The following is a 25,185-nucleotide window of genomic DNA, read 5'->3' on the forward strand; positions in this document are numbered from 1 at the left end:
GGATCTATCATGTATAATGTAGCCAATAGAGGAGGAGTATCAATGAAACTGTTTCAGATGAAAACATCGCCGCTGGGCGTGGAGCGGATTGCAGAGTTTCTGGAGAATAATTATATCTGTATCGGGTATCCGGGCACCGGAAATCTGGAAGCGGCCAGTCCGGAAGAAATGCTGGTCAGGCTGCTGAAGAGCGGGGCTTATCAGGGGCAGGAGCTTGAGACGGCAGTTGCCGATCTGAATCTGTTCGTGCATGAGATGCAGGACGGGGATTATGTACTGGTTGCCGACGGGCAGTGGGTGCATCTCGGAGATTTGGGGGATTATTTCTACGACGACACTTTTGATACAACAGATGATGGACGCTGCCACCGCCGGGGCGTAACCTGGCTGAAGAGCATTCCGCAAAGCGCGCTGAACCCGGAAGCTGCTGAACTGCTGGCAGAGGAGGCCCAGATCTCCCGGTACCGCGGCGCCTTGCCGGCTGCAAGAATAGAGCTGTGGATTGAAGGGGCGGGCCCCGCCGATACAACCGCTGAAGGAAAACGTGCGCTGGTGGATGAGGTTACGGTACTCAAAGCGGTGGCTGTCCTGAAAGAAGCTCTGCATTCGGAAGACGTGGACCGGCGTGAGCGTGCGGCCATTGCCATCCTGCAATACGCCAAATAGGACAATAGGACAAATAGCAGATGATCTGCAGAGGGCAGCGGCCGCCAGAAGCGGCCAACCCTCAATTGAATGCATGACTAACTTCCAAGAGCTGGTTATCGCGCAGGCTTCTTCACAATGTACTGCCAGTGCGGAGGGAGCGGATAGCTTTTTAAGTGCGTGTAATGAACCAGTTTGACCTCAGGACCTGCTGAGATTTCAAACGTTAGCCTGTCTTCTCCTACAGAAATATGGGGTCCGACAACAGGCGTAACGTCGAGTGTTATGGACAACCTGAATCCGCGGAACCCGTTTAACCGCTCTGAACCGGTTATATGAACAAAATACGGATACACAAGCGGCGGCTCCAGCAAGAATTGCCGGTAATAATCCTGCACAGCAGCATTTATATGCGGAGTCAGAACATTCATAAGCATATCCTGCACTCTGAGTTCGCCGGAATCACTTAGCGGTTTATTGTGAACAGGTTCAGATAATAACCGCGTTGGTGATGACAAGCTCAGTGCAGCAGATACAACTATAACTATGAACAGTCTGGATAGAATCATAGTGTACACCTCACCCTGGTTTACAGGTAGAGTGTCCGGTTTGTCATAAAATTACCCTCATAACGTCTGTCCGTTATCGACAGTAAACACCTGCCCGGTAACAGAATCCTGTGTCAGCTGAAAAAGAACAGCCCTGGCAATATCGTCTGCCGTAGAAATTCTCTGCAGCGGCAATTTTCCGGCAAGCTGGAGCATCCGTTCCTCGTTGCCTGCCCACCATCTGGTATCGACAGCGCCTGGGGCAATGCTGTTCACCCGGATGTTAGGTGCAAGCGCGATGGCCAGCGATTTTGTCATCGTGTGTATGGCTGATTTGGTCGCTGCATACGGGATAGACGAGCCAATCCCGGTGATTCCGGCGACACTGCCCAGATTTACGATGGCGCCGGATTTTTGCTGTTTCATATAAGGGACTACTGCCTTTACACAATGAAACATCCCTTTCACATTAACATTAAAAAGCGAATCCCACACCTCATCCGACACCTCATCCAGGTTGTCCATCGCAATCTGGGCTGTAATACTTGCGTTGTTAACAAGGCCGTCAATGGTTCCATATGCCCCGGCAATGTGGGCAACCATAGCGTCAACTTCCTTTGCAGACGCCACATCCGCTTTATACGCAAAGCCTCTACCGCCCGAATACTCTATCTCTTGAACGACCTCGAGAGCTTCTTTTTCAGACCGGCTGTAATTAACAGCGACAATGGCTCCTGTGGCAGCCAGCTTTAATGCCGTTGCTCTTCCCACACCCGTTCCGCCGCCGGTAACGAGAATCACTTTATCCTTTAATTCCATAGCTGATCATCTCCGCTCCAGATTGATTCAGGAACATTATACTTTTATGCGGAGGTAAGGTATAATTCGGAAAAGTGAACCGGGTATCATTCTAAATGATATCAACGAAAGGTGCGGCTATTTTATGGAAAGCCAGGATTTAAGGATTTTTAAAGCTGTTGCGGAGCTGCAGTCTATTTCCAAAGCGGCTGACAGATTAGATTACGTCCAGTCTAACATCAGCCAGCGGATAAAAAATCTGGAGGATGAGCTCGGTGCCCCTTTATTCAGCCGCAATAACCGTGGGGTGACCCTGACTGAGGAGGGAAGCAGATTACTGGACTACACCGATCAAATTTTAGGCTTGATGGAGGAGGCCAGATCGTCAGTCAACCCGGCTAAGTGGAAAACGACACTGGCTATAGGTGCTCCGCAGACGCTCTCTGCTGTCCGTATTCCCCGGTTATTGTCTTCCTTTTTACAGGATAACAGGATCGATATCAGGCTGAAAACGGATCGGGCGGAGCGGTTGCAGGAAATGCTCCAGTACGGGGAGGTAGAGGGGATTTTTGTAAATGGCACATTCAATAACGTACTCTTTACGCCGGTATATGCTTATGATGAAAGAGTGGTGGTCATTTCCTCAAAACCTGATGATCACAGTAAGGAGCTTCCCGGGCATCATTTGATCATTAACAGTGATCCTAACTGCGTGTATAGAAGGAAGTTATTGGATGATTATATGAAAAAAAAGGAGTCAATCAACCGGACGGTTATGGAATTTGACTCCCTTGAAGCAATTCTGCAGGCGGTTAAGGACGGACTGGGGATCAGCGTTATTCCGGCAGACGTTGCCTACAGCCGTAAAGAGCTTCAGTCCGTTCAAATGGAGGAGCTTCCGGATCCGGTCAGGGTCAGCTTTATAGTAAAGCAGGGCAGGAAACAATCCCGGCCGCTAAAGCAGTTTATCCGTTTCTTAGCGGATAACGGATTGCAGCCCGTGGACAGCCAACTGGCGCCGTAATGAACGGCGCCAGTTTTTTATTGGATACAATTGCGGCGAGAGGTCCGCTCAATGGCATCGGCAACTGTGGTGTTCAGCTGGTGCGGCAGGTCGTGTCCCATGCCGTCAACCAGCATCAGCTCAGCACCCGGGATGGAAGAAGCCGTGTCCTCCCCGCACACCGGAACAAACAGAGGGTCGTCCAGCCCATGAATGACAAGAGCGGGTGCTTTTATGGCCGCCAGCCGGGCACGGCGGTCACCGGAGACAGCGATCGCGGCAATTTGCCGTCCGACACTGCCTGGATCGTAGGCCCGCCGGGCTTCCTCCAGAATAAGCGTCCGGTAAGCCTCCTCATCAAACGGATAGCCGGAGCCGGCGATACGTTTGGCAAAAGAGAGGCTGTGCGCCACAAATCCGGCTTCATCCTCGAAGGGGCTCGGCGCCGGCGTGGTCATCATCTCCATGACATCCGGGGAAGCTTGCGGAAGAGTAGGATTACCGGAGCTGGACATAATGGAGGTGAGTGATAAGACCCGTTCAGGGTACTCACTTGCTGCCAGCTGGGCGATCATTCCGCCCATGGACCTGCCAACGAAATGTGCCCGTTCAATGGAAAGGGCGTCGAGCAGTCCGATAGCGTCGTTAGACATGTCCTCGAGGGTGTAAGGGAGGTCCGGCTGCTGCCCCGACATGAGAGCAGAAGCTAATGCTGTAAAATCCATTGCCGGAAAATGGCTGAAATGTGTGGAACTGCCTGCATCACGATTGTCAAAACGAATCACCCGAAAGCCCCGTTCTGCCAGGAGTTCACAAAACGGCACTGTCCATCGTAGCATCTGGGTTCCAAGCCCGGCAATCAGAATCATGGCCTCGTCCATTTCGTTGCCGAAGCTGTCATAGGCCAGCTCAACACCGTTAACCTTTATAATCTTCATGGTCTTGTTCTCCTTCTGCTTTCACTGCGGCAGGAAATGCACCCGCCGCTAATCTCTTGACATGGTTTCTGATATCAGGCGCCCAGTCATCAATGAAGCGGTAAAAGCCGTCCAAATCACCGGCATACATTGCCCGCAAAGCCTCTTCGTAGTGATTAAAGTCCCCGGCCATAGCGGTCATAAAGTTATAGGCTGCTTCTTGTGATGCCCGAAGGGTGCTTTGCTGTTCTCCTGTGCGGCGGGCTTCATCAATGAGTTTCCGTAAGGTTACCGATGCCCCGCCAGGCTGGCTTTTGAGCCAATCCCAATGCCGGGGGAGCAGAGTGACTTCACCGGATACCACCCCCAGCTTGGGCCGGCCGACCCGCCGTGCAGTCCGGGAACTCTCTTCAGTACCGGATGAGTCATCAAACGTTTCTCCTAACCGGGTTAGCACATCAGTGATCTTTCCGCGAAAATCAACATCTATGGGCTTCCCTGTGAGATCATTAAATATCAACACCTGAGTAAGCTTGCTTTCACTAAGAGCTTCCTTTACTGAGTTAACTACGTCTTGTAACGAGCCGCCGGCGACAGCTTCCACACCTAAAAATGCCGTGCAGGAAAAGGGTGTATGGGGATTACTCATGCTGGCCTCCTTTCTGATTGTCTTAATTATACCCGGGTAAAATAGATAATTCAATATTACCCGGGTAAAACAACCCCGATTCGAAAAAATACAGATGAAAAAAACACCCCTCAGATTTATCGGGGTGTTTGTCCAATGTTATTCTAAGGGGTGCTCTCAGATAAATTCCACGAATTCATTAACAGGCTTGCGGTAGCCGCGCGGTCTGATTTTGTGCTTGTTGTCCTTGCCGATGGTTATCATCAGGACGGGAACAAGGTTGTCCGGCACTTGGAGTGTGGCATTGACCGCCTCCGGTACAAAACCGATCATCGGGCATGTATCCCAGCCTCTGTCCTTGGCAATCAGCATGAACTGCATAGCGGACAGGGAGGCATTGCGGATCGCTTCATCGCGCTGGAAGGCTTCGTTGCCTTCATAAGCATTGTTGATAGACTGGATGGTGCTGTCGTATTCCTCCTGGCTCATGGCGCCAAGCAGCTTCAAACCGCTGTAGATCTCCGGCGCCTGCAGGTAGGCATTTTTGTCCCCGTACACGACGATGACAGCTGAAGCCGTATGTACCTTATACTGATTATAGGCATCCTTGCGGATCTGCTCCTTGACGGCCGGATCGGTAACCACCTTGTAATGGGCGTGCTGCAGGTTGTTGCTGGAAGGGGCCAGGCGGGCAAGGGAGAACATCTCCTCCAGCTCTGACCGGGTAATCGTAACACCCTCGACAAAATTCATGGCGGATCTGCGGGCTTGAACCAAATCTGAAAAAGTACTCATTGTTATGCCTCCGTTAGCTTATGTATTGGTTAATAAAAATCAATAGCTGATGTTTTATAATAAACTTACATTTAGTTACTAGCTAAAGATAGCACGGTGTTTGTGGATCGTCAATGCTTTTGAGCATGGATTCATAAATTTTTTTATAAAAAGAAGAAAATTCGAGAAAATGACATTATAGAAGTGATTAATATCACAAAATAAGGTTATATGGGCAAAAACTTTGTGACATATTTAACAAGAACGGTGGTATAATAGGCACACTGACTTTGTGAGTTAGAGTAGAAAATGCAGTTATGTCAATGTGAAGGAGAGACTAAAATGTCAGAAACGATTACGCAAACAGTGCCTGAACAGGAGCAAGCGGCAGCCGCAGCAAAGAACCCTAAGGAGGATCTGCTGGAGCAGCTGCTGAAGCCGGAGGTTCAGGAATCGCTGACACTGCTGGTGCAGGAGCTGCCTAAGCTTACCCAAATGGTCGGAGTATTATCGAAATCCTTTGATTTTGTACAGGCGGTTGCAACGGATGAGGTGCTCAAGAATGATACAGTTGGTGCTATCAAGGAAATTGCCGAGCCGGTTGTAGGGTCGGTTAAAAACATGGCTGCTACCGTTATTGAAGCAAAAGACCGGGCCGAGGCAAGTACGGAAAACATCAGCCTGTTCGGCATGATGAAAATGATCAAGGACCCTCAGGTGCAGAAGATGCTCCGTTTCATGAACGCTTATCTTCAGGTCAGCGGCGAACGCAGCACACAGAAATAGCCTGAATACTTAAATAATTACACATGTATGGACGGAGGAAATAGAATGTCAAAACATATCGTTATTCTGGGTGCAGGGTACGGCGGCTTGCTGAGCGCGCTGACTGTGCGTAAATATATGAGCAAAGCAGAAGCAAGAGTTACCGTGGTCAATCAATACCCGACTCATCAGATCATTACGGAGCTTCACCGCCTGGCTGCCGGCAGCATCTCGGAGAAGGCCATTGCCATGCCGCTCGTTAAGCTGTTTGCCGGCAAGGATATTGATCTCAAAATCGCCAAGGTAAAATCGTTCTCTGTGGACAATAAGCAGATCAGCCTGTCTGACGGATCAACCCTATCTTATGATGCGCTTGTTGTCGGCCTCGGAAGCATAACCGCCTATTTCGGAATTCCGGGCCTCGAGCAGTACAGCATGGTCCTGAAATCGGCAGAGGATGCCAAGAACATTCATGCCCACATTGAGAATAAAATTGCTGAATATGCGAAAAGCAAAAATCCGGCGGATGCAACCATCCTGATCGGCGGCGGCGGCCTTACCGGTGTCGAACTGGTTGGTGAAATTGCCGATGTACTGCCTAAGCTGACCAGAAAGTACGGGGTTGATCCTAAGGAAATCAAGCTTCTGCTCGTTGAAGCCGGTCCTAAGATTCTGCCGGTTCTGCCGGATCACCTGATCGAGCGTGCAACAACCAGCCTTGAAGCACGCGGAGTACAGTTCCTGACAGGCCTTCCTGTAACCAACGTTGAAGGCAACACCATTGACCTCAAAGACGGACAAAAGATCGTTGCCAATACCTTCGTCTGGACCGGAGGCGTGCAGGGTAATCCGCTGGTCGGCGAATCCGGACTTGAGGTCAACCGCGGACGGGCGACCGTCAATGATTATCTGCAGTCCACCTCGCACAAGGATGTATTTGTTGCCGGAGACAGCGCCGTTTACTTCGCAGCTGACGGACGTCCATATCCGCCGACTGCCCAGATCGCATGGCAGATGGGTGAGCTGATCGGTTATAATCTGTATGCAGCCCTGAACAACAAGTCGCTGGAAACGTTCAGCCCGATCAACTCGGGGACACTTGCCAGCCTTGGCCGTAAAGACGGGGTAGCTATTATCGGAGGCAGCTCGACTCCGCTCAAAGGCCTGCCTGCAACCATGATGAAGGAAGCCAGCAACATCCGCTACCTGACTCACATTAAAGGCCTGTTCAGTCTGGCCTATTAATTCTTTGCCGTGCTGTAATTCTTAAAGGGATCTATACAGCCCCCTCATTCATCCTGAAGCATTCACGCCTGTACAGGCACAGGAGGATATGAGGGGGTTTTGTGTTTTAGTTTTCGGCTCCCTTTGCTATAATAGCCTTGTTTATATCAATCTAGTTCCGTACAGGAGGATTTGAGATATGGGGTTCAAAGACAATGATGTGATCGTATTTATCGGCGACAGCATTACGGACTGCGGACGGGATTACAATGATGCCGGGTCACTTGGAAGCGGTTACGCACTGATGGCAGCCGCCCGGCTTGGCCTGCAGTATCCGGAGAAGAAGCTGACGGTATTTAACCGCGGGATTAACGGCAACCGGGTGACCGATCTGCAGCGCCGCTGGGACAAGGACTGCCTGGAGCTGAAGCCGGATTGGGTATCTATCTATATCGGAATCAATGATACATGGCGCTGGTATGATTCAGGCTTTGAGACAACGGCGGCCGAATTTGAATCCGCTTACCGGGATCTGATTGAACGGACCAAGGGGGCGACGGATGCCAGACTGGTGCTGGTTGAGCCGTTCGTCCTTCCCGTGCCGGAGGACCGGAAGGGCTGGCGCACGGATCTGGACCCGAAAATCCATGTGGTCCGTTCGCTGGCAAGGGAATACGGTGCAGTGCTTGTCCCGCTGGACGGTTTGTTCGCGGCCGCATCCGTCAAGGCGGAGCCTGCATTCTGGGCGGGTGACGGCGTTCATCCTTCTCCAGCCGGCCACGCTCTGATCGCTGAGGCCTGGCTGAAAGCGGTTGAGGCGGTCCAATAACCTCTTACAGCTATGAATGACAAAAGACTGATCCGTAAAGGTTAACGCTGCGGACCGGTCTTTTTTTGGCTGGGAGGCCGGCGTTAAGGTGTTTATTTTATTATGCGGGCTGAGACTGTTATAATGGATGGATACATATGGACTTGGAGATGGAGCCTGTGAGACGGCTTCTGCACACTTTTCCATTAGGTGATCAATATAATGAAGAATTACTATACCGCTGGGATGGCGCTGAATTCAACGGGTTCAATGAAGCTATTCAATTAAAGGAAGTGTACTAGATGACAAGCGATAATGCACAAGATTTGCAAGGTCTTCAGGCAGCAGGTAAAGTGGTCGGACATACCATTGCCGAGATGAGGAAGCAGGTTGTGCCCGGTATGACAACGGCCGAGCTTGACGGGATTGGCGCAGCGCTGCTGGAGCGGTTTGGTGCGAAGTCGGCACCACAAGTAACCTATGATTTTCCGGGGAGCACCTGTATCAGTATTAACGATGAAGTGGCCCACGGGATACCCGGCCCGCGGGTTATCCAGCCCGGTGACCTGATTAACATTGATGTCTCGGCTGTGCTGAACGGCTATTATGCCGATGCCGGAGTCTCCTTTCAGCTCCCGCCCTATAATGAGAAGCTGCTTCACCTGTGCCGCAGTACAGAGGAGACTATGATGAGTGTAATTAACCATCTGCGGGCTGGGATGAAGGTGAATGAGATCGGCCGGGTGATGGAGCTGGAAGCCGGTAAACGCGGCTATAAGGTCATCCGCAACCTGTGCAGCCACGGGATCGGCAAAGCGCTGCATGAAAAGCCGTTTGAGATTCTGCCATTTTACAATCCGCGTGTAACAACGGTGCTGAAGGAGGGCCAGGTCATCACGGTGGAGCCTTTCCTGAGTACCGGCGATGATTTTGCAGAACAGCAAAGCGACGGATGGACCCTCAGTGTCAAGGGTGGCAGCCGGGTCGCCCAGTTTGAGCATACGATTATCGTGACCAAAGGCAAGCCGATTATTTTGACGAGCGCGTAAGAACCGTACACTATAAGCCAGCGTGAAGTTTACAGAGATGCATTTGGGGCTGTACCGGTAGTCAGGTTAAGGGCTGTCCGGGCCAGCCTTTGCTGTTTTACTTAAAATAACTGCGTGGAAAGGGGAGGGTCAGTGTGAAAATGGCTTTTATTCTTTTCGATGGAGTTACGTTTCTGGATTTCGCGGGCTTCTATGATGTGATCTACCGTTTAGGGCAGTTTGATGCCGGACAAGGGCTGGAATGGGATATTTGCGGAATGCGGGAAGAAATATCGGATGAATTGGGTTTGACAGTCAAAGTAGGAAGGGTGCAGCCTGATTTATCAGGTTATGATCTGATTTTTGTACCGGGCGGCCTCGGAACCAGAAAACTCCGGGATGATGCTGATTACATACAGTGGCTTAAGAGTGCAGCGGAAGTACCTTACAAAATATCTGTATGCACCGGTTCGCTGCTGCTTGGCGCAGCCGGTTTTCTGGCTGGCCGCAGTGCAACTACACATCCGTCTGCCTATGAGCTGCTGGCACCCTACTGCACCAATGTCGTGAAAGCGCGGATCGTTCATGACGGAAACATCATTACTGGCGGCGGCGTCTCTGCATCCATAGATCTGGGCCTGTATGTGTTGTCACTGCTTGCCGGTGAAGAAGCCATGCTGACGGTGAAGCAGCAGATCGACTACCCCTACGTTACACAAGGTATTGTACAGAGGCAGTGATAATATTTCGTGAAGGGAAGAACAGTTATGCGGGATAAGCAGGAGGATACCGTGCCGTTACAAGAGTGGACCCAAAACCGGGAGAGCTGGCCGCTGCTGGAGGAATACTTGCAGCTCCGCAGCGGGCTGCCCGGACCGCGCGCCAACCTGGAGCTGGCCGCCCGGTTCGCCCGTGCATATGCAGAAACGGAGATCACAGACGCGGCATGGAGCCTGTTGACCATGTGGGTGGAAGATTCAGGGGAATATTTACCGTTCTGTGCCGTTCAGGCTGGTGCCGCCCATTATGCATTCGCAGACAGCCTTCGACGCGGCTGGATTAAGAAGGTGCTTAAACAGGCGATGAATGATGCGAGATGGCGGGTCCGTGAGGCGGCTGCAATCGGACTGCAGTATGTTGGCGAGTATAATTTCTCTGAGCTGCAGGAGCTGCTGGACAGCTGGCGCCCGGAAGCGACGCTGCTGGATCAGCGTGCCTTTGTAGCCGGCCTGGCTCATCCGCCATTGCTTAAATCCAGGGAGCAGGCACAATACAGCCTGGGTTTGGCTGCTGAAATCACAGATGGAATCCTGAAAGGTCGATCCGCCGGCTATGATTCCGAACACTTCCGGGTATTGTCCAAGGGGCTGGAATATAGCCTGAGCCTGTTCGTAGCCGCTGAACCGGAAGCCGGGTTCGCCCTGCTGGGCAGGCTCGTAGCAAGCGGTGATGAACGGATGATCAGAATTGTGAAGAGCAACCTGTCCAAGGCCAGACTATCTAAAAAGTATCCCGGGCAGGTGGAAGAGCTGCTGGCGGGATTGACATCTGTCTGAAATGTAACTATTATAGTTGCATCTATAGCTTTTGTCTGAAGGCCTTAAAGGAGAGATACCCATGAACATCAGCACCCGATTTGCGGTTGCTATTCATATTTTGACGTTAATAGACAGCAATAAGGAAGGCAAGAGCACATCCGAATGGATTGCCGGCAGCGTGAACACCAATCCGGTGGTCATCCGGCGGCTTACCGGCATGCTGAACAAGGCCGGACTGGTGGAGGTCCGGCCAGGTGTGGCAGGTGCCAAGCTTACGCGCAGTGCGGCAGAGATTACTCTTCTGGATATATACCGGGCAGTAAATGCTGTAGAGGAAGACAGCCTGTTCTCCGTGCATGATCATCCAAATCCGGAGTGTCCTGTCGGCAAGAATATCGCAGGTGCGATTGTGCCGGTCTTTTCTATGGCCCAGAAGGCAATGGAGAAGGTGCTGCAGGAGGTTACGCTCGATCAGATTGTGGACCAGATCCCGGCTGTCTGATAAAGGCTGGAACCATGTTCTGGTCCCTATGGAATTCCTCTAAAAGTAATTGTAGCAAAAATGTGACATTTCCTAAATTTAAGTTGGCTTTCAGCAGGATTTTATCTGATTTTAAGGTTTGGGTAGTATAGTGGAGGTCTCCACCCCCCAGTGGATGCATTATTGTTAGATCCTGTCGTGCCTCGGCAGGGTCTATTTGTTTATGTAACAGATTGATTATTCTTTTTATCAAACCTTTACCTGCCGTTCATGTGAATTTAAGCTTCGGGCATTATAGTAATCACATGACCCCCTTATAATAGACTTTGACCCTGCCGGACGCCGGCGGGGTCCTTTTTTTATTGCGCCAAATTGATCAGATAGCTTCTCATGAAAGTAATTGACAAACTTTTGGGGTGCAACTATACTAAAGTTAGTTAAAGTGTAACGGTAACAGTTACAAGTGCATGGCAATAGTAGCTGAGGTTAACACTAAGCCGTAGAATACCGGATTTAACGGAAGCGGCTATTTCAGGAGGAATTTACTATGACGGCAACAGCAGTTTTGCATGAGGACACACAGATTGGTCTGGTTCAGATTAGAGTAAGCAATCTTGAGCGGTCGCTTGCTTTTTATCAGAATGTGATCGGATTTCAGGTTTTGCGCCAAAGCGGGCGGGAAGCAGAATTGACAGCGGACGGGCAGCAGGTGCTGCTGGTGCTGCGGGAGATTGAACACCCGCAGGTGTTAAGCCGCAAGCAGGCAGGCTTGTACCACTTCGCCATTCTGCTTCCGGACCGCCCCAGTCTGGGCCTGGTACTTCGCAATCTGATCGCTTCCGGCATAGAGATAGGGCAGGGTGACCATCTGGTAAGCGAAGCGCTCTATATTCAGGACCCTGACGATAACGGGATTGAGCTATACCGGGACCGCCCGCGTGATACGTGGAAGCGTGATGCCGCCGGAGATTACATTATGACAACGGATCCCGTGGATGTGGACGGATTGCTGGCCGCTTCGGAAGGCTTAACGTGGAACGGGCTGCCTGCAGGAACTGTAATCGGGCATGTGCATTTCCATGTAGGCAGCCTTGCGGAAGCGGAGAAATTTTATGTGGCTGCACTTGGCTTTGAGCCGACCACCCGTTACGGTAATTCGGCACTGTTCATCTCGGCCGGCGGGTATCATCACCATATGGGGCTGAATGTCTGGGCCGGCCAGGGTGCGCCGGCGACTCCGCAGAATGCCCCGGGAATTGATTACTTCACCCTGCAGCTCCCTGACAGACAGGAGATTGCGGCAGCAGCGAAGCGGGTGCGCGAGGCCGGATATGATGTGAGGGAAACTTCAGACGGAGCCGTTCTGACAGATCCATGGAACATCGGGATTCATTTAATGGTGCAGAACTAACAGGAGGAACTGAGATAGAACAGCCGGAGCATGTCGGCGAACGGTTCACCGTTGTATCGGAATCCTAATCCGCACACAATGAAGGAATAATTTGATTGCAGGAGGCATAGCCGGGTGATGCGGTTATGCCTTCTTTTGGGATATAATAAAGTGAAAAATCAATGGGATCGGAGCTGATGCAGCCTGGAGACTTTTCTTGCCGTGCTTTTACTGCTGGGACTGATTGCGGTATCCAATGTTGTGAACAGGTTCATTCCGTTTGTGCCGATTCCCCTGATCCAGATCGGGCTTGGTGTCATTGCGGCACTGGTCCCGACGGGGATACATATGCATTTTGAACCTGAGCTTTTTTTTGTACTGTTTATTGCCCCGCTGCTGTTCAATGACGGCAGGCGGACGCCGCGCGGCGAGCTGTGGAATTTGCGGGCACCGATTCTGCTGCTGGCGCTTGGCCTGGTCTTTGTGACCGTTATTGTGGCGGGATACGCGATCAACTGGATGATTCCGTCGATTCCGCTGGCGGCAGCCTTTGCACTGGCAGCCATCCTGTCGCCGACCGATGCGGTAGCGGTCAGCTCGCTGGCCGGAAGGGTGCATCTGCCGGGCAGCATCCACCGGATTCTGGAGGGAGAATCGCTGATGAATGACGCCTCCGGTCTGGTCGCCTTCAAATTTGCGATTGCCGCTGCAGTTACCGGCGTGTTCTCACTGCCCAAAGCGGCATTAAGCTTTGTGCTGATTGCCGCAGGCGGGCTGCTGCTGGGAGCGGTGTTGTCTTTTCTGCTGATCCGCCTGAGCGTTTTTCTGCGCCGGTTCGGCATGGAGGACGTTACTATGCATGTGCTGCTGCAGATTCTTACGCCCTTTATCATCTACCTGATCAGCGAGGAGGTTGGGGTATCCGGTATCCTTGCTGTTGTCGCCGGCGGTGTAGTCTATGCGATTGAGAAGGACCGGGCAGCTTCACCGCAATACAAACTTCAGCTTGTATCGGCCAGTACCTGGTCGGTGCTGCTGTTTGTTCTGAACGGTCTGGTCTTTCTCATCCTTGGCGTGTCAGTGCCGGATGTAATTGAGGTTATTTACCGGGATGAATCGCTGAATAATTTCATGGTGTTTGGTTATGTTTTGGTTATTACTGCACTTTTGATTGTGCTGCGCTTTGTCTGGGTCTATCTCTATTCCCTGATTGAAAGTCTAAGATTTAAAGAGAAACGGACACCGCTCAAATCCCTGCTGATTACCTCTATTTCCGGGGTACGGGGAGCCGTTACACTGGCGGGGGCCTTTTCCATACCGCTGGCCCTTGGAGACGGAACGCCATTTCCGGAACGTGATCTCATTATAGCGCTGGCTGCAGGCGTCATTCTGATGTCGCTTGTCATTGCCAGCATCCTGCTTCCGCTGCTGGCAGGCGAAGAAGAAGAAACGGTTCTCCAGGCACCGGGCAGGGGGAATGCCGAACTGGCGGCAAGATCGGTAGTCATTGATGCCGGGATGAGCATGCTGCGCAGTCTGGTCACCGAGACAGGTGAGCGTGCGAACCAGCCTGCCCTGCTGGAGTTCACCGACAAGATTGACCGCCTTTGTGCGCTCAGGGCAGACAACGATCCGGCCGCCGAGAAAATGCGCCGTCTGAGCGTGGAAGCCCGGCTCAGCGGAATTGAGGCGGAGCGGACCGAGCTGCGGCGGATGACGGAGAACGGGACCATTCCGGCGCCCGTCGCGGTGAAGATGGAGGAAATGCTGGACCATACGGAGTCCATTCTGTGCCAGCGTTTTGACACGCATGTGAAGTTTTCACTTACCGAGCTCCAGCGGCTGTTCTCCGGTTTGTTTACCGGACGGCTGGGCGGTGAAGACGGGCGGCAGGCCATTCAGAATGCCGAAGAAGCCCGCAAAGCCAAGATCGCCATGTGCCAGGCGGCAGTTAGTGCCGTCAGCAGCGGCATCAACGCAGAGAACCGTGAAGCGGCGCAGCGGGTTATTCATAAATATGAGCAAATCGAATCACGCCTGGAACAGGGCGAAGGCTGGAGCAAAGACGGGGTAATTGACGATCAGAAGCTGGAGCTGAAGCTGAAGGCAATCCAGGAGCAGCGTGACACGGTGCAGCAGATGTACCAGACCGGGGCGATCAATCTCAAGATTGCCGGCAGGCTGCGGCGGTTCGTAGATCAATTAGAGACATCTATATGGGAGGATTAACTGTGGGGGAAAGAGCAATCGCAGCGGGTGGTCTGGCTTTTGAGGAGATCAGTGAGGAGCATCTGGCCGGTGTGCTGGATATTTATAATTATTATGTGCTGAATACGACCATTTCGTTTCATACTGAGCCTCAGACGCTGGAGGAAATGAGACAGTCGGTGTTAAGCGGTGATCCGCGCTATAAATCATATGCCATCCTGCAGGATGGCAGCCTGGCCGGTTATGTGCTTATTGCCAGACATAAGAACAAGCAGGCCTATGATACATCCGGTGAGATCAGCATCTATCTGCAGCCGGGGGTCGGCGGACAGGGCATAGGCGGTCAAGCGCTAAAGTTTATTGAGCAAAAAGCGGCCGAACTCAGGTTCCACGTGCTGGTCGCCACCGTCTGCGCAGATAATGAGCCCAGCCGCCGCTTGTTCACAAGACACGGCTATGAGCAGAGTGCCTTGTTCAGAGAAATCGGCCATAAGTTTGGCAGATGGCTGGATATCGCCAGCTATCAGAAGATTATAGGGCAGGCTTCGATCTGACCGGAAGCAGTAGCAGCCCTTTAGGCAGCTAACCCGAATAAAGTCCGCCTGATGCCGGGGAGTATTCCCTGCCTGCAGGCGGACTTATTTGCATGTATCTATATCCTTCTCCGGCGGAACATTTGGCCCAGCACCTCGCTGAGCACCAGACCGGTAGCGATCGCGCCAGAGAGCAGCAGCGCCTGTACACCGTATTGAATCGCCTGATTATTGTCGTTCTCTACAAACTTGCGCATGGCATCATACGCCAGCCCACCGGGGACGAGCGGAATGATTCCGCCCACGCTGAAGATGATGACCGGCATTTTGTAGGTGCGGGCAAAGAACTGGCTGATTACCCCGACAACGACAGTAGCCAGGAAGGTGGCGACCACTGTATCGAGCTGCTTGTCCAGCTCCAGATACAGCACCCAGCCAATCATTCCGGCGAACCCGCATTGCAGGAGCGCCCGTGCCGGTGCATTGAACAGGATGCAGAAGGCGGCAGCTGCGAAAAAGCTGGTAACGAATTGCAGAATCATGAACGATAGACCTCTTTCACCCCGTATATTTTAGAAAAGCGACAGCACAAGGCCGATGCCGGTTCCGATGGCGAACGCGGTCAGGAAGGCGTCAGCCCCCTTGGACAGGCCTGAAACCAGATGGCCGGCCATCAGATCGCGGACTGCGTTCGTAATAAGCAGACCGGGAACAAGCGGCATTACCGAGCCGATAATAATCTTGTCCATTTCCTGGCCGATTCCGGCTCTGACCGACAGGAAAGCCAGCAGGCCGATCAGAAAGGAGGCGGAGAACTCGGCGAAGAACCGGATCTGGACAAGCCGGTGCAGCCAGGTTGCTGCAGCAAAGCCCAGTGCGGAAACCAGCAGGGCCGGGAGCGCGTCCCAGAGGCTGCCCTTGAACATTACAGTGAAGCAGGAGCCGGTCACGGCAGCAGCTGCGATCTGCATCCAGGCCGGATAGGCATGGGCAGCGTCATCCACGGCCCCAAGGCGTTCGCGGGCTTCAGCTGCTGTCAGCTGGCGCTCACTGAGCCGGCGGGAAATATCGTTAACCTCCGATACTTTCTTCAGATCGGTAGTCCGTTCCGCAATCCGGAACAGCTTCACCGGCTCTGTTCTGCTTGTTGTGAACATGATAACCGTCGGGGTCACATAGCTGTGGGCTCCCGGAAATCCCAAGGCTGCAGCCATCCGGGACATGGTATCTTCCACACGGTAGGTTTCCGCCCCGCTTTGCAGCATGATTTTACCGGCCAGCAGGCACAGGTCGACGATGTCATGCGCGGAAGTGTTGCTGATGTTGCTAGTGCTATCCAACTTCGTTAGATCCTCCCCTGGAATGTTATATATCCGATTGTCGCCGCAATTCCGAAAAAGATCAACCCTTAATCATCCCCATCAGAAAAAAGATGAATTTTAACGGAACAATTTTGATTTATTTTGTTGGAGTGACCCCGGTCATTCAATCATCCAGAGTCCATAACCCCGTTGCAACGCCCCCGGCTATAATGGTGAGAAGGGAGTGGAAGAAGGTTTCCTTGGAAATCAGAAGCCCGCCCGCCCCGATAATCACAATATCGCTCAGAAAAATAAGCACCCCAACATTAAGCGGAATATACCTTCTCATAAACTTGGCCAGCAGATCTGTCCCGCCTGTACTGGCTTTATAGCGCAGCATAAGCCCGAGACCGCTGCCCATAAGAAAGCCGCCGATGATTGCGCTGGAGATGGAGCCGATCTCGATGTAATACAAAAAATAATACTGAAGCGGTGCGAGCAGCTCAATCAAAAAGGATGAAGCCAGGAGGCCGGCTATGCTGTTGTAAAAAATATCCCGCTCTTTTAGCCAGGCGAGCAGGAAGATGGGGAGGCTGCAGCAGATAACAGCCAGTCCGATTTTGATGCCGGCTATGTAATTAATAATCAAGGCAATGCCGATTACTCCGCCATCCAGTATTTTGTAGGGGACCAGAAAAAAGTTGGTTGCGGCTGCAATCAGCAGGCTTCCCAGCAGAATAACGGCAAACCGTAAAAATGAGCGCATATTCAACATCTCCACAAATAAGGCATGTCTTAATGAATATGCGGAAAGCTGGAAAAAAATAGCCATAATACAAAAAATCCTGCTTGCGCAGGATTATCAAGTGACAGGTTTCATATTCAGACGGGCACAGGCTCCCGTGACTTAAGCTGAAGCGGCGGCGGCACCAGCCAGCCTTTCTTTTTGTTCAGATGGAGCAGTGCAAGCCCCAGTACGGTCATTTGCGAATGGAACTTCATGTACATGGCTCCGAGATCCTCGCGGATTGACATACCCGCAGCCTGGCTGCATACAACCAATCCTGCAGCAGCAGAGGCGGATAATGCTGCTGCAATTTCCGGGTCAGTAAATCTGGCCCCGGCCGGAATGTCTTCGAGCCTTGCCGATGGACGGTCAGGCAGCTGCGGAGGCGCCATGAAGCCGTTCACCTTCAGCAGCTTGTCACATGCTTTGATTTCCCGGTGCACCTGATCGATAAAGTCATCAATAATTTCTTTCAGCTCTCTGTCTCCGGCATGATAATGGAAGGTCTGAAAAGCGGATAATGCCATTTTGGCTGAGGCGGAAAATTGCCAAAGGCCAAATATTTCCCCGTAATGAAGCGGCTCTTCCTTCGGGCTGCCGCTGAGCACTCCTGACATATGCACATCTCCTTATCTTATATAATTAGGAACGTGGCTTTAGGTTGTCCGGCATAGCTTGTTTTATACAAAACCATAATAAACGAACAAATAAAACTTGCAGCCAGCCATAAAAACGACTATATTAATAGTAATGATTACGGATAATATGAATTTTAAATAAAGCAGGTGAACAGCGGATGGATTATACATACAAAGTGCTGCAGAGCGATCTGGATCTTCTGGCAGCCGCCTTATCAGAGATACCGGTTGCAGTAGCTGTTAAGGAATATGAGGATGATATTCTGGAGGATGGTGACCGGATCAGGGAATACACGCCGAACTCTGTGAGAATAGGCGGTTTATCTTACTGCCGGGAGCTGTATGAATTTCGTGCTTATCCGGCTGATATAGGACAATCATAAGCTACGCAACTTTTATATACCCCCATTACTGGCGTCTGCACATACTCAGATGCCTGGTATGGGGGTATTATGCTGCTATCGTGAATATCGCTTGCGGTAGCGCAGCGGAGAGATGCCGACCTTGCGGGTAAAGCGCCGCGAGAAGTAGGCTGTGCTCTCAAATCCGGCCCGTTCAGCAATGCCGGCAACAGAAATTTCGGTCTTCAGCAGGAGGAGCTTGGCCTGCTCCAGCCGGTAGTCGGTCAAATATTCCATTGGTGTCAGGCCGTATACGCGCTTCATACAGCGGGCCAGATAATTGTAGTGAAAATGAAGCTCCTCTGCCAGGACATTGTTAGTCAGCGGTTCGGCATAATGATTGCGGATGTAAGCCTCCGTCTGCTCTGCGATCTCCACGGCATGGCTGCCGGCGGTATCCTGCTGGGCCAGATCCAGCATCCGCAGCATTTCTTCGAATATCCGCTGCTGCTGCCATACTGCGCTTGAACGTCTGGCCCGGTTCAGCTGGATCAGCAGCTCAGCCTGTCCGCTCCGCTCAAACGGATCGGGCAATGCGCCAAACTGCGGCACCCGGATCGTATAAGGATGGGTAAGGAACTGGCTGAAATGGGCGTCGCGGTCAGCAAAGACCGGCTCGCCCTCTGCTTCGGCCCATTCTCCGACAGTGTGAAAGTGAACCCAGAAAAACGTAGTCTGCTCCTCGCAGGGTTTGGCCGAATAGTGATAACGGTCCGGCAGCAGCAGCAGGCTATGGCCAGCGGGCACAGCCCATTGCTTGTGCTCTTCCCCGATATACAGACACCCTTCCTCGACAAAAATCAGGTCGAATTTGCCCATTGCCCTGCGGTTCGGGTGCTGGTCACCACGCTGATAGACAGTCCGGTCACATTCCAGAAAATAAGGGAACGGCGGTGCCGCCATGTGAATATATGAAGGTAAGGTTGTCATCGGACTGCCCCTTTTCTTAGTGTGAAATAGTACAAAAACAGGGTTGCTTCTGATCCTGTTTTTGTTTTATTTTACCCTCTATAATGGCAATTAGCGAGGAGAAATAATTAGCGGAGGGAAGAATAAAATGAACAAAATAACGCAGACAAAGAATACATTGCAGGGCAAAACCTCAATCAAAGATGAATTCTGGGGACACTATATCAGGCTGGTTCAGGATGTTGTGATCCCGTATCAATATGAAGCGCTGCATGACCGTGTGCCGGAAGCGGAGCCGAGCCATGCCATTGCCAATTTTGAAATCGCTGCCGGCAGACGGACCGGTGAATTTAAGGGCTGGGTATTCCAGGACAGTGACGTGGCCAAATGGCTGGAGGCCGTCGGTTATTCCCTGAGTATCAAACGTGATCTGGAGCTGGAGCGCCGGGCGGATGAGGTGATCGAGCTGGTCGGTGCAGCGCAGCAGCCGGACGGTTATCTGGATACTTATTTTATCATTAAAGAACCCGGCAAACGCTGGACCAACCTGCAGGACTGCCATGAGCTGTATTGTGCAGGCCATTTTATTGAAGCTGCAGTTGCTTATTATGAAGCAACCGGCAAAGACAAGCTGCTGAACATTGTCCGCAAGCTGGTTGATCACATCGCTTCCGTATTTGGACCCGAAGAGGGCAAGCTTAAAGGATATGACGGGCATCAGGAGATTGAGCTGGCGCTGGTGAAGCTATACCGGCTAACCGGTGAGCAGAAATATCTCGAGCTCAGCAGCTTTTTCATTGACCAGCGGGGACAGGAGCCTAACTTCCTGCGCAAGGAGTGGGAGGACCGGGGGCAGGTTACCCACTGGAGCGGTAAGACGGACAAGACGGATCTGGCCTATTTTCAGGCGCATCTTCCGGTCCGCGAGCAGAGTATAGCCGTAGGTCATTCGGTCCGGGCAGTCTATATGTATACTGCTATGGCAGATTTAGCAGCACTCACCGGTGACGCTGGGCTGCGCCAGGCCTGCGAACGGCTGTGGCAGAACATGACGCAGAAGCAAATGTATATTACCGGCGGGATCGGCTCTACCCATCACGGGGAAGCGTTCACCTTTGACTACGATCTGCCTAACGACACGGTTTATGCGGAGACCTGCGCCTCCATCGGCCTGATCTTTTTTGCAAAGCGGATGCTGGAGCTTGAACCCGATGCCAAATATGCAGATGTAATGGAACGTGCGCTGTATAACAATGTGCTTGGCTCCATGGCCCAGGACGGCAAGCACTACTTCTATGTCAATCCTCTGGAAGTATGGCCGCAGGCCTGCAGCTGCAATCCGGGCAAGCATCATGTCAAAGCAGAGCGCCAGGGCTGGTTCGGCTGTGCCTGCTGCCCGCCTAATGTGGCGCGTCTGCTCACATCACTGAATCAGTACATTTATACTGTGCACGAAGACACTCTGTATACGAACCTTTATATCGGCAATGAATCCGTCTTTACACTTGGCGGACAGGAGGTTTCTGTGAGCCAGCAGAGCAATTACCCTTGGGAGGGTAAAGTGCAATTAAAGGTAGAGCCGGATGCGGCTGCGGCGTTCGGCATTGCGGTGCGGATTCCTTCCTGGAGCAAAGGCTTTGAGCTGACAGTGAACGGTGAAGCGGTAGATACCGCTGCTGAGCTGGAGCAAGGGTATGCTGTCATCCGCCGCGTATGGAACGCAGGGGATGTCATCGGGCTGAACCTTCCGATGCAGGCTAGCCGTATCTATGCCAATCCGAAGCTGCGCGCGGATGCCGGACAGACAGCCATTCAGCGGGGACCGCTGGTCTATTGTCTGGAGGAAGCGGACAATGGCGCGACGCTCAGCTCCCTGTCATTGAATGGAGCCGGAGCGTTCTCGGAGAGCTTCGATGCTTCGCTGCTTGGGGGAGCCGTCATTGTGAAGACAGGCGGCTTCCGGGTAGACGAGGCGAGCTGGAACGGTGAATTATACGGCAGTACTAAAGCTGAGACCAAGCCTGTTGAGATTACGGCTATTCCATATTACCTGTGGGGCAACCGCGGCAGCGGCGAAATGAAGGTATGGATCCGGGATTAATGCCTGAAATGCAGCTGATAAGCTGAGCCTGCCAGACAGTGGTTGTCCAGGGAAGTGGATTAGGCAGCTAATCATTACTTTGGGCAGCGAGCGGACGGAAGGGCAGAGCAGCAGGAGCATGTGTTAGACAGCAACTTTTTGCTCGGCGTGGGCGTCTCATAAGTATCCGGCTTTAAGGAGGATACTTATGAGACGTTTTTATATAGTGCTGCCTGTGCTTGCAGCCCTGCTGCTGGCAGGCTGCGGAAACAACGGACAGCTGGACGGCGCAGACGGACAGGCCGGAGAAGCAGCGCAGCTGCAGGAAGGGACTCCGCAGCCGGCTGAGACTGCTGATCCGCAGGCAGCAGCAGCCCAGTCTGCAGCAGCCGCCAGCCCGGAACCGTCTGCCGTACAGGAAACGGCGGTAACGCCGGCGGCGGATTCAGCGGAATATAAAAGGGAGATTGCTTTTGACATTGATGCTATCTCTGATCCGATCGTAAATGATGAGATTAAGACGAGCCTGAAGGACGCACTTGAGGGGATCATCAATGAGGATCTTAAGCAGTTCAACAGAGCCTTTACAACGCCTGATCTGGCCAAGGCGAATGAGTACGGCTTCAAGACCGGAGGAGGAATTACCTTCACCGGAGTGGATTACATCTCTAACCAGCCGGAAGGCAGAGTAGTGATGAATGTGAATTACATCTGGATTACCGCTGACGGTGAAGAGAGGTCAGACAGCCCGAATTACTGGTTCATGCAGAGCAAGGAAGGGAAGTGGGGACTGGTTACGATTGATTGATCTGGCGGGGAATGTTCGATTGCTTAGCTAATAGAAGATACTTTAGTGTCCTGCTCATAGGATACTGTTAGAGCATACTTCAATTTTTAGTAACGTCTTATCTTTGATGCTGTAAAAAATGCACTACTCCACGCCGTGGCCTTATCCTTCTAACCAGACTGTGAAGCGGCTCTCAGCTATCATGACTAATGTGTTTAACTGTACTTTGTACAACTAAAGCATCTGTTTTTTTGCGGAAATGGTGTATAGCTGCACTTTGTACACTTAAAAGCACTGAAAATCTCTGAATTAGGCTATCCTGCCTGTTTTAGTTGCACGGAATACACTTAAAGCGCACAAAGGCAACGATTTACCGGATTTAGTTGCATAAACTGCAGGTAACCGGCTTACTCGCACGTTACTCCCGGTAACATAAAACTCCCAGCAATTATGAACCCGCCAGCACACAAAGAATAACCCGGTTACACCGCATCTGCGGGTAACCGGGTTATTTTACATACTAAATCCGCCTAAGCGTCTAATTAACCAAGCTCTACAACAACCTGGTGCACAGCGCCGTCGCCCACAGGAGTAATGATGTTGCCATCAACAGCAGCGCCGTCGAGAGTCAGGCTGGCAACGCCCTTGGACACATGGTTCGGGTTCTTGATCGTGATGACATAAGTGTCGCCGCGGAAGACCCGGGTGATTTCGAAGCCATCCCACTCGGCAGGAATACAAGGATCTACCTTCAGACCGGCAAAATCAGCCTGGATACCAAGGATCGACTGGGTAATCGCTACATAGTTCCATGCAGCTGTACCTGTCAGCCAGGAGTTCTTCGCTTCACCGTGACGCACAGCGTCTTTACCGGCGATCATCTGGGAGTACACATAAGGCTCCATGCGGTGTACTTCACTGATGTCCTCCAGGTAGGCCGGAGCGATTTTTTTGTAGATTTCGAACGCTCTGTCCCCGTGTCCAAGCACAGTTTCAGCGATCATGATCCATGGGTTATTGTGGCAGAAAATACCGGCATTTTCCTTGTAGCCCGGAGGGTACGTGGAAATTTCACCAAGGTTCAGATAGTACTTGGAGTAAGCTGGCTGCTGCAATACGATACCGTATTCAGTATCCAGGTGCTCTTCTACAGAAGTCAGAGCTTTGGCTGCCTGGCCGCCTTCAACGCCGATGCCGGCCATAACGCACATACCCTGCGGTTCGATGAAGATTTTGCCTTCTTCGTTTTCGTTGCTGCCGATCTTATCGCCATAGTGGTCGTAAGCGCGCAGGAACCAGTCTCCGTCGAAGCCGTGAGTCAGCGTGATTTCACGCATGTTGTCGATCTTCGCAACTGCGTCTGCAGCCAGATCGTCAAGTCCGCGCAGGCGGCAGATTTCGGCATAGTCCGGTCCAACGAAGACGAATAGTCCGGCGATGAACACGGATTCTGCTGTACCGCCTGCGATATTCTCAGTAGTCTGGAACGATTCACCCGGAACGGTGGAGAAGCAGTTCAGGTTGAGGCAGTCATTCCAGTCCGCGCGGCCGATCAGCGGCAGGCCGTGAGGTCCGAGGTTGTTGGTAACATGCTCAAAGGACAGCTTCAAGTGCTCGAACAGGGTAGCAGTGTGGTCCGGATTGCTGTCAAAAGGAACCTGCTCATCAAGAATCGAATAGTCGCCGGTTTCCTTGATGTAAGCAGCTGTTCCCGAGATCAGCCAGAGCGGATCATCATTGAAGCCGGAGCCGACCTCGTTGTTGCCCTTTTTGGTAAGCGGCTGGTACTGGTGATACGCGCTGCCGTCAGGGAATTGGGTAGCAGCGATGTCGAGAATACGCTCTCTGGCGCGCTCAGGAATCTGGTGAACGAAGCCGAGCAAGTCCTGGTTGGAATCGCGGAAGCCCATACCGCGGCCGATCCCCGATTCGAAGTAGGAGGCGGAACGGGACATGTTGAACGTAACCATACACTGATACGGATTCCAGATGTTAACCATCCGGTTCAGCTTGTCGTCACCGCTCTGGATCTGGTATTTGGACAGCAGGTTATCCCAGTGTGCAGCCAGAACAGCAAGTGCAGCGTCAACCTGCTCATCTGTGGCGAACTGATCGATAACAGCCTGTGCCGGTTTTTTGTTGATGACATTCAGTGCTTCCCATTTCTCATCTTCCGGGTTCTCGATATAGCCGAGTACGAAGATAAGGGACTGCTGTTCGCCCGGTTCGAGCGTAATATCCAGAGCGTGGGAGCCGATTGGCGACCAGCCGGAGGCTACGGAGTTGCTTGCCTGTCCGGAAGCGACCACCGCAGGGTTGTCCAGTCCGTTGAACATGCCGAGGAAGGATTCACGGTCAGTGTCGAAGCCGGCCAGCGGTTGGTTAACAGAGTAGAACGCGTAGTGGTTTCTGCGCTCACGGTATTCGGTTTTGTGATAGATAACGGAATCCTTGACTTCAACTTCGCCAATGCTCAGATTGCGCTGGAAGTTGGTCATATCATCATGGGCATTCCACAGACAGAACTCGGCAAAGGAGAACAGCTTAACGGTTTTCTTCACATCGCCTGTGTTCTTGACAATCAGACGGTGAACTTCGGCATTGTGGCCCATCGGTACAAAAGCAAGCTGGTTAACGGAAATGCCGTTACGCTCACCGGTGATGGAAGTGTAGCCGAGACCGTGGCGGCATTCGTAGAAATCAAGATCACGCTTAACCGGCATCCAGCCCGGAGTCCAGAAATCACCATCGTCATGCAGGTAGTAGTAGCGGCCGCCGTTGTCCAGCGGAATATTGTTATACCGGTAACGGGTAAGTCTTCTCATACGGGCATCACGGTAGAACGTGTAACCGCCGGCAGTATTGGAAATAAGACCGAAAAATTGCTCGTTACCGAGGTAGTTGATCCATGGATAAGGTGTTTTTGGGGTGTTGATTACGTACTCTTTGCGAGTGTCGTCAAAAGTTCCGAATTTCATTTAGGAGAGTCTCCTT

26 protein-coding genes are annotated in these 25,185 nt (G+C 52.1%); 15 read left to right on the top strand and 11 right to left on the bottom strand.

The genetic code is table 11. From position 1 onward, the window contains the following. Window positions 1-42 precede the first annotated feature (42 nt). Window positions 43-666, top strand: coding sequence for a hypothetical protein (locus tag BLR64_RS22280; protein ID WP_090717662.1), 624 nt, complete (start codon window positions 43-45; stop codon window positions 664-666). Between the two features lie 95 nt (window positions 667-761). Here the strand turns inward: BLR64_RS22280 and BLR64_RS22285 are convergent, their stop codons facing one another. Both BLR64_RS22285 and BLR64_RS22290 read right to left on the bottom strand, forming a co-directional pair. Then, window positions 762-1,214: a DUF3888 domain-containing protein gene (locus BLR64_RS22285; RefSeq protein WP_090717665.1), complete on the bottom strand. Its 453-nt coding sequence runs from the start codon at window positions 1,212-1,214 to the stop codon at window positions 762-764. Window positions 1,215-1,271: 57 nt separating this feature from the next. After that, complete coding sequence (locus tag BLR64_RS22290) at window positions 1,272-2,012, bottom strand: SDR family NAD(P)-dependent oxidoreductase (RefSeq protein WP_090717668.1); 741 nt, start codon at window positions 2,010-2,012, stop codon at window positions 1,272-1,274. A gap of 124 nt (window positions 2,013-2,136) precedes the next feature. Here BLR64_RS22290 and BLR64_RS22295 point away from each other — a divergent pair, with 124 nt between their 5' ends. Next, complete coding sequence (locus BLR64_RS22295; RefSeq protein WP_090717670.1) at window positions 2,137-3,015, top strand: LysR family transcriptional regulator; 879 nt, start codon at window positions 2,137-2,139, stop codon at window positions 3,013-3,015. A gap of 17 nt (window positions 3,016-3,032) precedes the next feature. On the opposite strand, the gene BLR64_RS22300 is transcribed toward BLR64_RS22295, so the two are convergent. The 3 genes from BLR64_RS22300 to BLR64_RS22310 form a co-directional block, all read right to left on the bottom strand. Further along, the gene (locus BLR64_RS22300) at window positions 3,033-3,932 is read right to left on the bottom strand and encodes an alpha/beta fold hydrolase (RefSeq protein WP_090717673.1); all 900 of its coding nucleotides are present in this window, start codon (window positions 3,930-3,932) and stop codon (window positions 3,033-3,035) included. Further along, the gene (locus BLR64_RS22305) at window positions 3,913-4,560 is read right to left on the bottom strand and encodes a DUF2239 family protein (RefSeq protein ID WP_090717676.1); all 648 of its coding nucleotides are present in this window, start codon (window positions 4,558-4,560) and stop codon (window positions 3,913-3,915) included. The genes BLR64_RS22300 and BLR64_RS22305 overlap by 20 nt, the downstream gene beginning before the upstream one ends. A 156-nt stretch (window positions 4,561-4,716) precedes the next feature. Beyond that, window positions 4,717-5,334, bottom strand: coding sequence for a nitroreductase family protein (locus BLR64_RS22310; RefSeq protein WP_090717679.1), 618 nt, complete (start codon window positions 5,332-5,334; stop codon window positions 4,717-4,719). A gap of 321 nt (window positions 5,335-5,655) precedes the next feature. Between BLR64_RS22310 and BLR64_RS22315 the strand changes: the two genes are divergently transcribed. The 10 genes from BLR64_RS22315 to BLR64_RS22360 all read left to right on the top strand — a co-directional run bounded on the left by BLR64_RS22315 (window position 5,656) and on the right by BLR64_RS22360 (window position 15,309). Continuing rightward, window positions 5,656-6,099, top strand: a complete 444-nt coding sequence (locus BLR64_RS22315; RefSeq protein WP_068723495.1) for a DUF1641 domain-containing protein — start codon at window positions 5,656-5,658, stop codon at window positions 6,097-6,099. A 45-nt stretch (window positions 6,100-6,144) separates the two neighbouring features. Continuing rightward, entirely contained in the window at window positions 6,145-7,323 is a 1,179-nt protein-coding gene (locus BLR64_RS22320; protein WP_090717682.1) for an NAD(P)/FAD-dependent oxidoreductase, read from the top strand. A gap of 178 nt (window positions 7,324-7,501) precedes the next feature. Then, the gene (locus BLR64_RS22325; protein WP_090717685.1) at window positions 7,502-8,131 is read left to right on the top strand and encodes an SGNH/GDSL hydrolase family protein; all 630 of its coding nucleotides are present in this window, start codon (window positions 7,502-7,504) and stop codon (window positions 8,129-8,131) included. A 281-nt stretch (window positions 8,132-8,412) separates the two neighbouring features. Beyond that, window positions 8,413-9,159, top strand: a complete 747-nt coding sequence (gene map / locus BLR64_RS22330; protein ID WP_090717687.1) for a type I methionyl aminopeptidase — start codon at window positions 8,413-8,415, stop codon at window positions 9,157-9,159. Between the two features lie 134 nt (window positions 9,160-9,293). Next, window positions 9,294-9,878, top strand: coding sequence for a DJ-1/PfpI family protein (locus BLR64_RS22335; protein ID WP_090717690.1), 585 nt, complete (start codon window positions 9,294-9,296; stop codon window positions 9,876-9,878). A gap of 27 nt (window positions 9,879-9,905) precedes the next feature. Further along, window positions 9,906-10,694: a hypothetical protein gene (locus tag BLR64_RS22340; protein WP_090717694.1), complete on the top strand. Its 789-nt coding sequence runs from the start codon at window positions 9,906-9,908 to the stop codon at window positions 10,692-10,694. A gap of 61 nt (window positions 10,695-10,755) precedes the next feature. After that, window positions 10,756-11,178: an Rrf2 family transcriptional regulator gene (locus tag BLR64_RS22345; protein WP_090717696.1), complete on the top strand. Its 423-nt coding sequence runs from the start codon at window positions 10,756-10,758 to the stop codon at window positions 11,176-11,178. 526 nt (window positions 11,179-11,704) lie between these two features. Next, window positions 11,705-12,568, top strand: a complete 864-nt coding sequence (locus tag BLR64_RS22350) for a VOC family protein (protein WP_090717699.1) — start codon at window positions 11,705-11,707, stop codon at window positions 12,566-12,568. 183 nt (window positions 12,569-12,751) lie between these two features. After that, complete coding sequence (locus BLR64_RS22355; RefSeq protein WP_090717701.1) at window positions 12,752-14,776, top strand: Na+/H+ antiporter; 2,025 nt, start codon at window positions 12,752-12,754, stop codon at window positions 14,774-14,776. A 2-nt stretch (window positions 14,777-14,778) separates the two neighbouring features. Next, window positions 14,779-15,309 carry a GNAT family N-acetyltransferase gene (locus BLR64_RS22360; protein ID WP_090717704.1) on the top strand — a complete coding sequence of 177 codons (531 nt, stop codon included), beginning with the start codon at window positions 14,779-14,781 and terminating at the stop codon, window positions 15,307-15,309. Window positions 15,310-15,407: 98 nt separating this feature from the next. On the opposite strand, the gene BLR64_RS22365 is transcribed toward BLR64_RS22360, so the two are convergent. The 4 genes from BLR64_RS22365 to BLR64_RS22380 form a co-directional block, all read right to left on the bottom strand. Further along, window positions 15,408-15,830, bottom strand: a complete 423-nt coding sequence (locus BLR64_RS22365; protein WP_090717707.1) for a threonine/serine exporter family protein — start codon at window positions 15,828-15,830, stop codon at window positions 15,408-15,410. 30 nt (window positions 15,831-15,860) lie between these two features. Further along, window positions 15,861-16,628, bottom strand: a complete 768-nt coding sequence (locus tag BLR64_RS22370) for a threonine/serine exporter family protein (protein ID WP_082707817.1) — start codon at window positions 16,626-16,628, stop codon at window positions 15,861-15,863. 145 nt (window positions 16,629-16,773) lie between these two features. Then, window positions 16,774-17,355, bottom strand: coding sequence for a YitT family protein (locus BLR64_RS22375; protein WP_090717759.1), 582 nt, complete (start codon window positions 17,353-17,355; stop codon window positions 16,774-16,776). A 116-nt stretch (window positions 17,356-17,471) separates the two neighbouring features. Then, window positions 17,472-17,993 (bottom strand): DUF3231 family protein, encoded by a 522-nt coding sequence (locus tag BLR64_RS22380; protein ID WP_090717710.1) that lies wholly within the window; start codon window positions 17,991-17,993, stop codon window positions 17,472-17,474. A 179-nt stretch (window positions 17,994-18,172) separates the two neighbouring features. Between BLR64_RS22380 and BLR64_RS22385 the strand changes: the two genes are divergently transcribed. Next, window positions 18,173-18,397 (top strand): hypothetical protein, encoded by a 225-nt coding sequence (locus BLR64_RS22385; protein WP_090717712.1) that lies wholly within the window; start codon window positions 18,173-18,175, stop codon window positions 18,395-18,397. A gap of 75 nt (window positions 18,398-18,472) precedes the next feature. On the opposite strand, the gene BLR64_RS22390 is transcribed toward BLR64_RS22385, so the two are convergent. Then, window positions 18,473-19,345: a helix-turn-helix transcriptional regulator gene (locus BLR64_RS22390; RefSeq protein WP_090717715.1), complete on the bottom strand. Its 873-nt coding sequence runs from the start codon at window positions 19,343-19,345 to the stop codon at window positions 18,473-18,475. A 127-nt stretch (window positions 19,346-19,472) separates the two neighbouring features. Between BLR64_RS22390 and BLR64_RS22395 the strand changes: the two genes are divergently transcribed. Both BLR64_RS22395 and BLR64_RS22400 read left to right on the top strand, forming a co-directional pair. Further along, window positions 19,473-21,425 carry a glycoside hydrolase family 127 protein gene (locus BLR64_RS22395; protein ID WP_090717717.1) on the top strand — a complete coding sequence of 651 codons (1,953 nt, stop codon included), beginning with the start codon at window positions 19,473-19,475 and terminating at the stop codon, window positions 21,423-21,425. A 187-nt stretch (window positions 21,426-21,612) separates the two neighbouring features. Further along, window positions 21,613-22,212 carry a hypothetical protein gene (locus tag BLR64_RS22400; protein WP_090717720.1) on the top strand — a complete coding sequence of 200 codons (600 nt, stop codon included), beginning with the start codon at window positions 21,613-21,615 and terminating at the stop codon, window positions 22,210-22,212. A gap of 521 nt (window positions 22,213-22,733) precedes the next feature. On the opposite strand, the gene BLR64_RS22405 is transcribed toward BLR64_RS22400, so the two are convergent. Then, window positions 22,734-25,169: a glycoside hydrolase family 94 protein gene (locus BLR64_RS22405; protein WP_090717722.1), complete on the bottom strand. Its 2,436-nt coding sequence runs from the start codon at window positions 25,167-25,169 to the stop codon at window positions 22,734-22,736. Between the last annotated feature and the right edge of the window lie 16 nt (window positions 25,170-25,185).

The sequence above is a fragment of the Paenibacillus typhae genome, assembly GCF_900099765.1.
GTDB classification, from domain to species: domain Bacteria; phylum Bacillota; class Bacilli; order Paenibacillales; family Paenibacillaceae; genus Paenibacillus_AQ; species Paenibacillus_AQ typhae.

Coding starts and splice junctions, on each gene's coding strand:
- BLR64_RS22280 (WP_090717662.1), top strand. CDS start 43: ATGAAACTGTTTCAGATGAAAACATCGCCGCTGGGCGTGGAGCGGATT.
- BLR64_RS22285 (WP_090717665.1), bottom strand. CDS start 1,214: ATGATTCTATCCAGACTGTTCATAGTTATAGTTGTATCTGCTGCACTG.
- BLR64_RS22290 (WP_090717668.1), bottom strand. CDS start 2,012: ATGGAATTAAAGGATAAAGTGATTCTCGTTACCGGCGGCGGAACGGGT.
- BLR64_RS22295 (WP_090717670.1), top strand. CDS start 2,137: ATGGAAAGCCAGGATTTAAGGATTTTTAAAGCTGTTGCGGAGCTGCAG.
- BLR64_RS22300 (WP_090717673.1), bottom strand. CDS start 3,932: ATGAAGATTATAAAGGTTAACGGTGTTGAGCTGGCCTATGACAGCTTC.
- BLR64_RS22305 (WP_090717676.1), bottom strand. CDS start 4,560: ATGAGTAATCCCCATACACCCTTTTCCTGCACGGCATTTTTAGGTGTG.
- BLR64_RS22310 (WP_090717679.1), bottom strand. CDS start 5,334: ATGAGTACTTTTTCAGATTTGGTTCAAGCCCGCAGATCCGCCATGAAT.
- BLR64_RS22315 (WP_068723495.1), top strand. CDS start 5,656: ATGTCAGAAACGATTACGCAAACAGTGCCTGAACAGGAGCAAGCGGCA.
- BLR64_RS22320 (WP_090717682.1), top strand. CDS start 6,145: ATGTCAAAACATATCGTTATTCTGGGTGCAGGGTACGGCGGCTTGCTG.
- BLR64_RS22325 (WP_090717685.1), top strand. CDS start 7,502: ATGGGGTTCAAAGACAATGATGTGATCGTATTTATCGGCGACAGCATT.
- map (WP_090717687.1), top strand. CDS start 8,413: ATGACAAGCGATAATGCACAAGATTTGCAAGGTCTTCAGGCAGCAGGT.
- BLR64_RS22340 (WP_090717694.1), top strand. CDS start 9,906: ATGCGGGATAAGCAGGAGGATACCGTGCCGTTACAAGAGTGGACCCAA.
- BLR64_RS22345 (WP_090717696.1), top strand. CDS start 10,756: ATGAACATCAGCACCCGATTTGCGGTTGCTATTCATATTTTGACGTTA.
- BLR64_RS22350 (WP_090717699.1), top strand. CDS start 11,705: ATGACGGCAACAGCAGTTTTGCATGAGGACACACAGATTGGTCTGGTT.
- BLR64_RS22365 (WP_090717707.1), bottom strand. CDS start 15,830: ATGATTCTGCAATTCGTTACCAGCTTTTTCGCAGCTGCCGCCTTCTGC.
- BLR64_RS22375 (WP_090717759.1), bottom strand. CDS start 17,355: ATGCGCTCATTTTTACGGTTTGCCGTTATTCTGCTGGGAAGCCTGCTG.
- BLR64_RS22380 (WP_090717710.1), bottom strand. CDS start 17,993: ATGTCAGGAGTGCTCAGCGGCAGCCCGAAGGAAGAGCCGCTTCATTAC.
- BLR64_RS22385 (WP_090717712.1), top strand. CDS start 18,173: ATGGATTATACATACAAAGTGCTGCAGAGCGATCTGGATCTTCTGGCA.
- BLR64_RS22390 (WP_090717715.1), bottom strand. CDS start 19,345: ATGACAACCTTACCTTCATATATTCACATGGCGGCACCGCCGTTCCCT.
- BLR64_RS22395 (WP_090717717.1), top strand. CDS start 19,473: ATGAACAAAATAACGCAGACAAAGAATACATTGCAGGGCAAAACCTCA.
- BLR64_RS22400 (WP_090717720.1), top strand. CDS start 21,613: ATGAGACGTTTTTATATAGTGCTGCCTGTGCTTGCAGCCCTGCTGCTG.
- BLR64_RS22405 (WP_090717722.1), bottom strand. CDS start 25,169: ATGAAATTCGGAACTTTTGACGACACTCGCAAAGAGTACGTAATCAAC.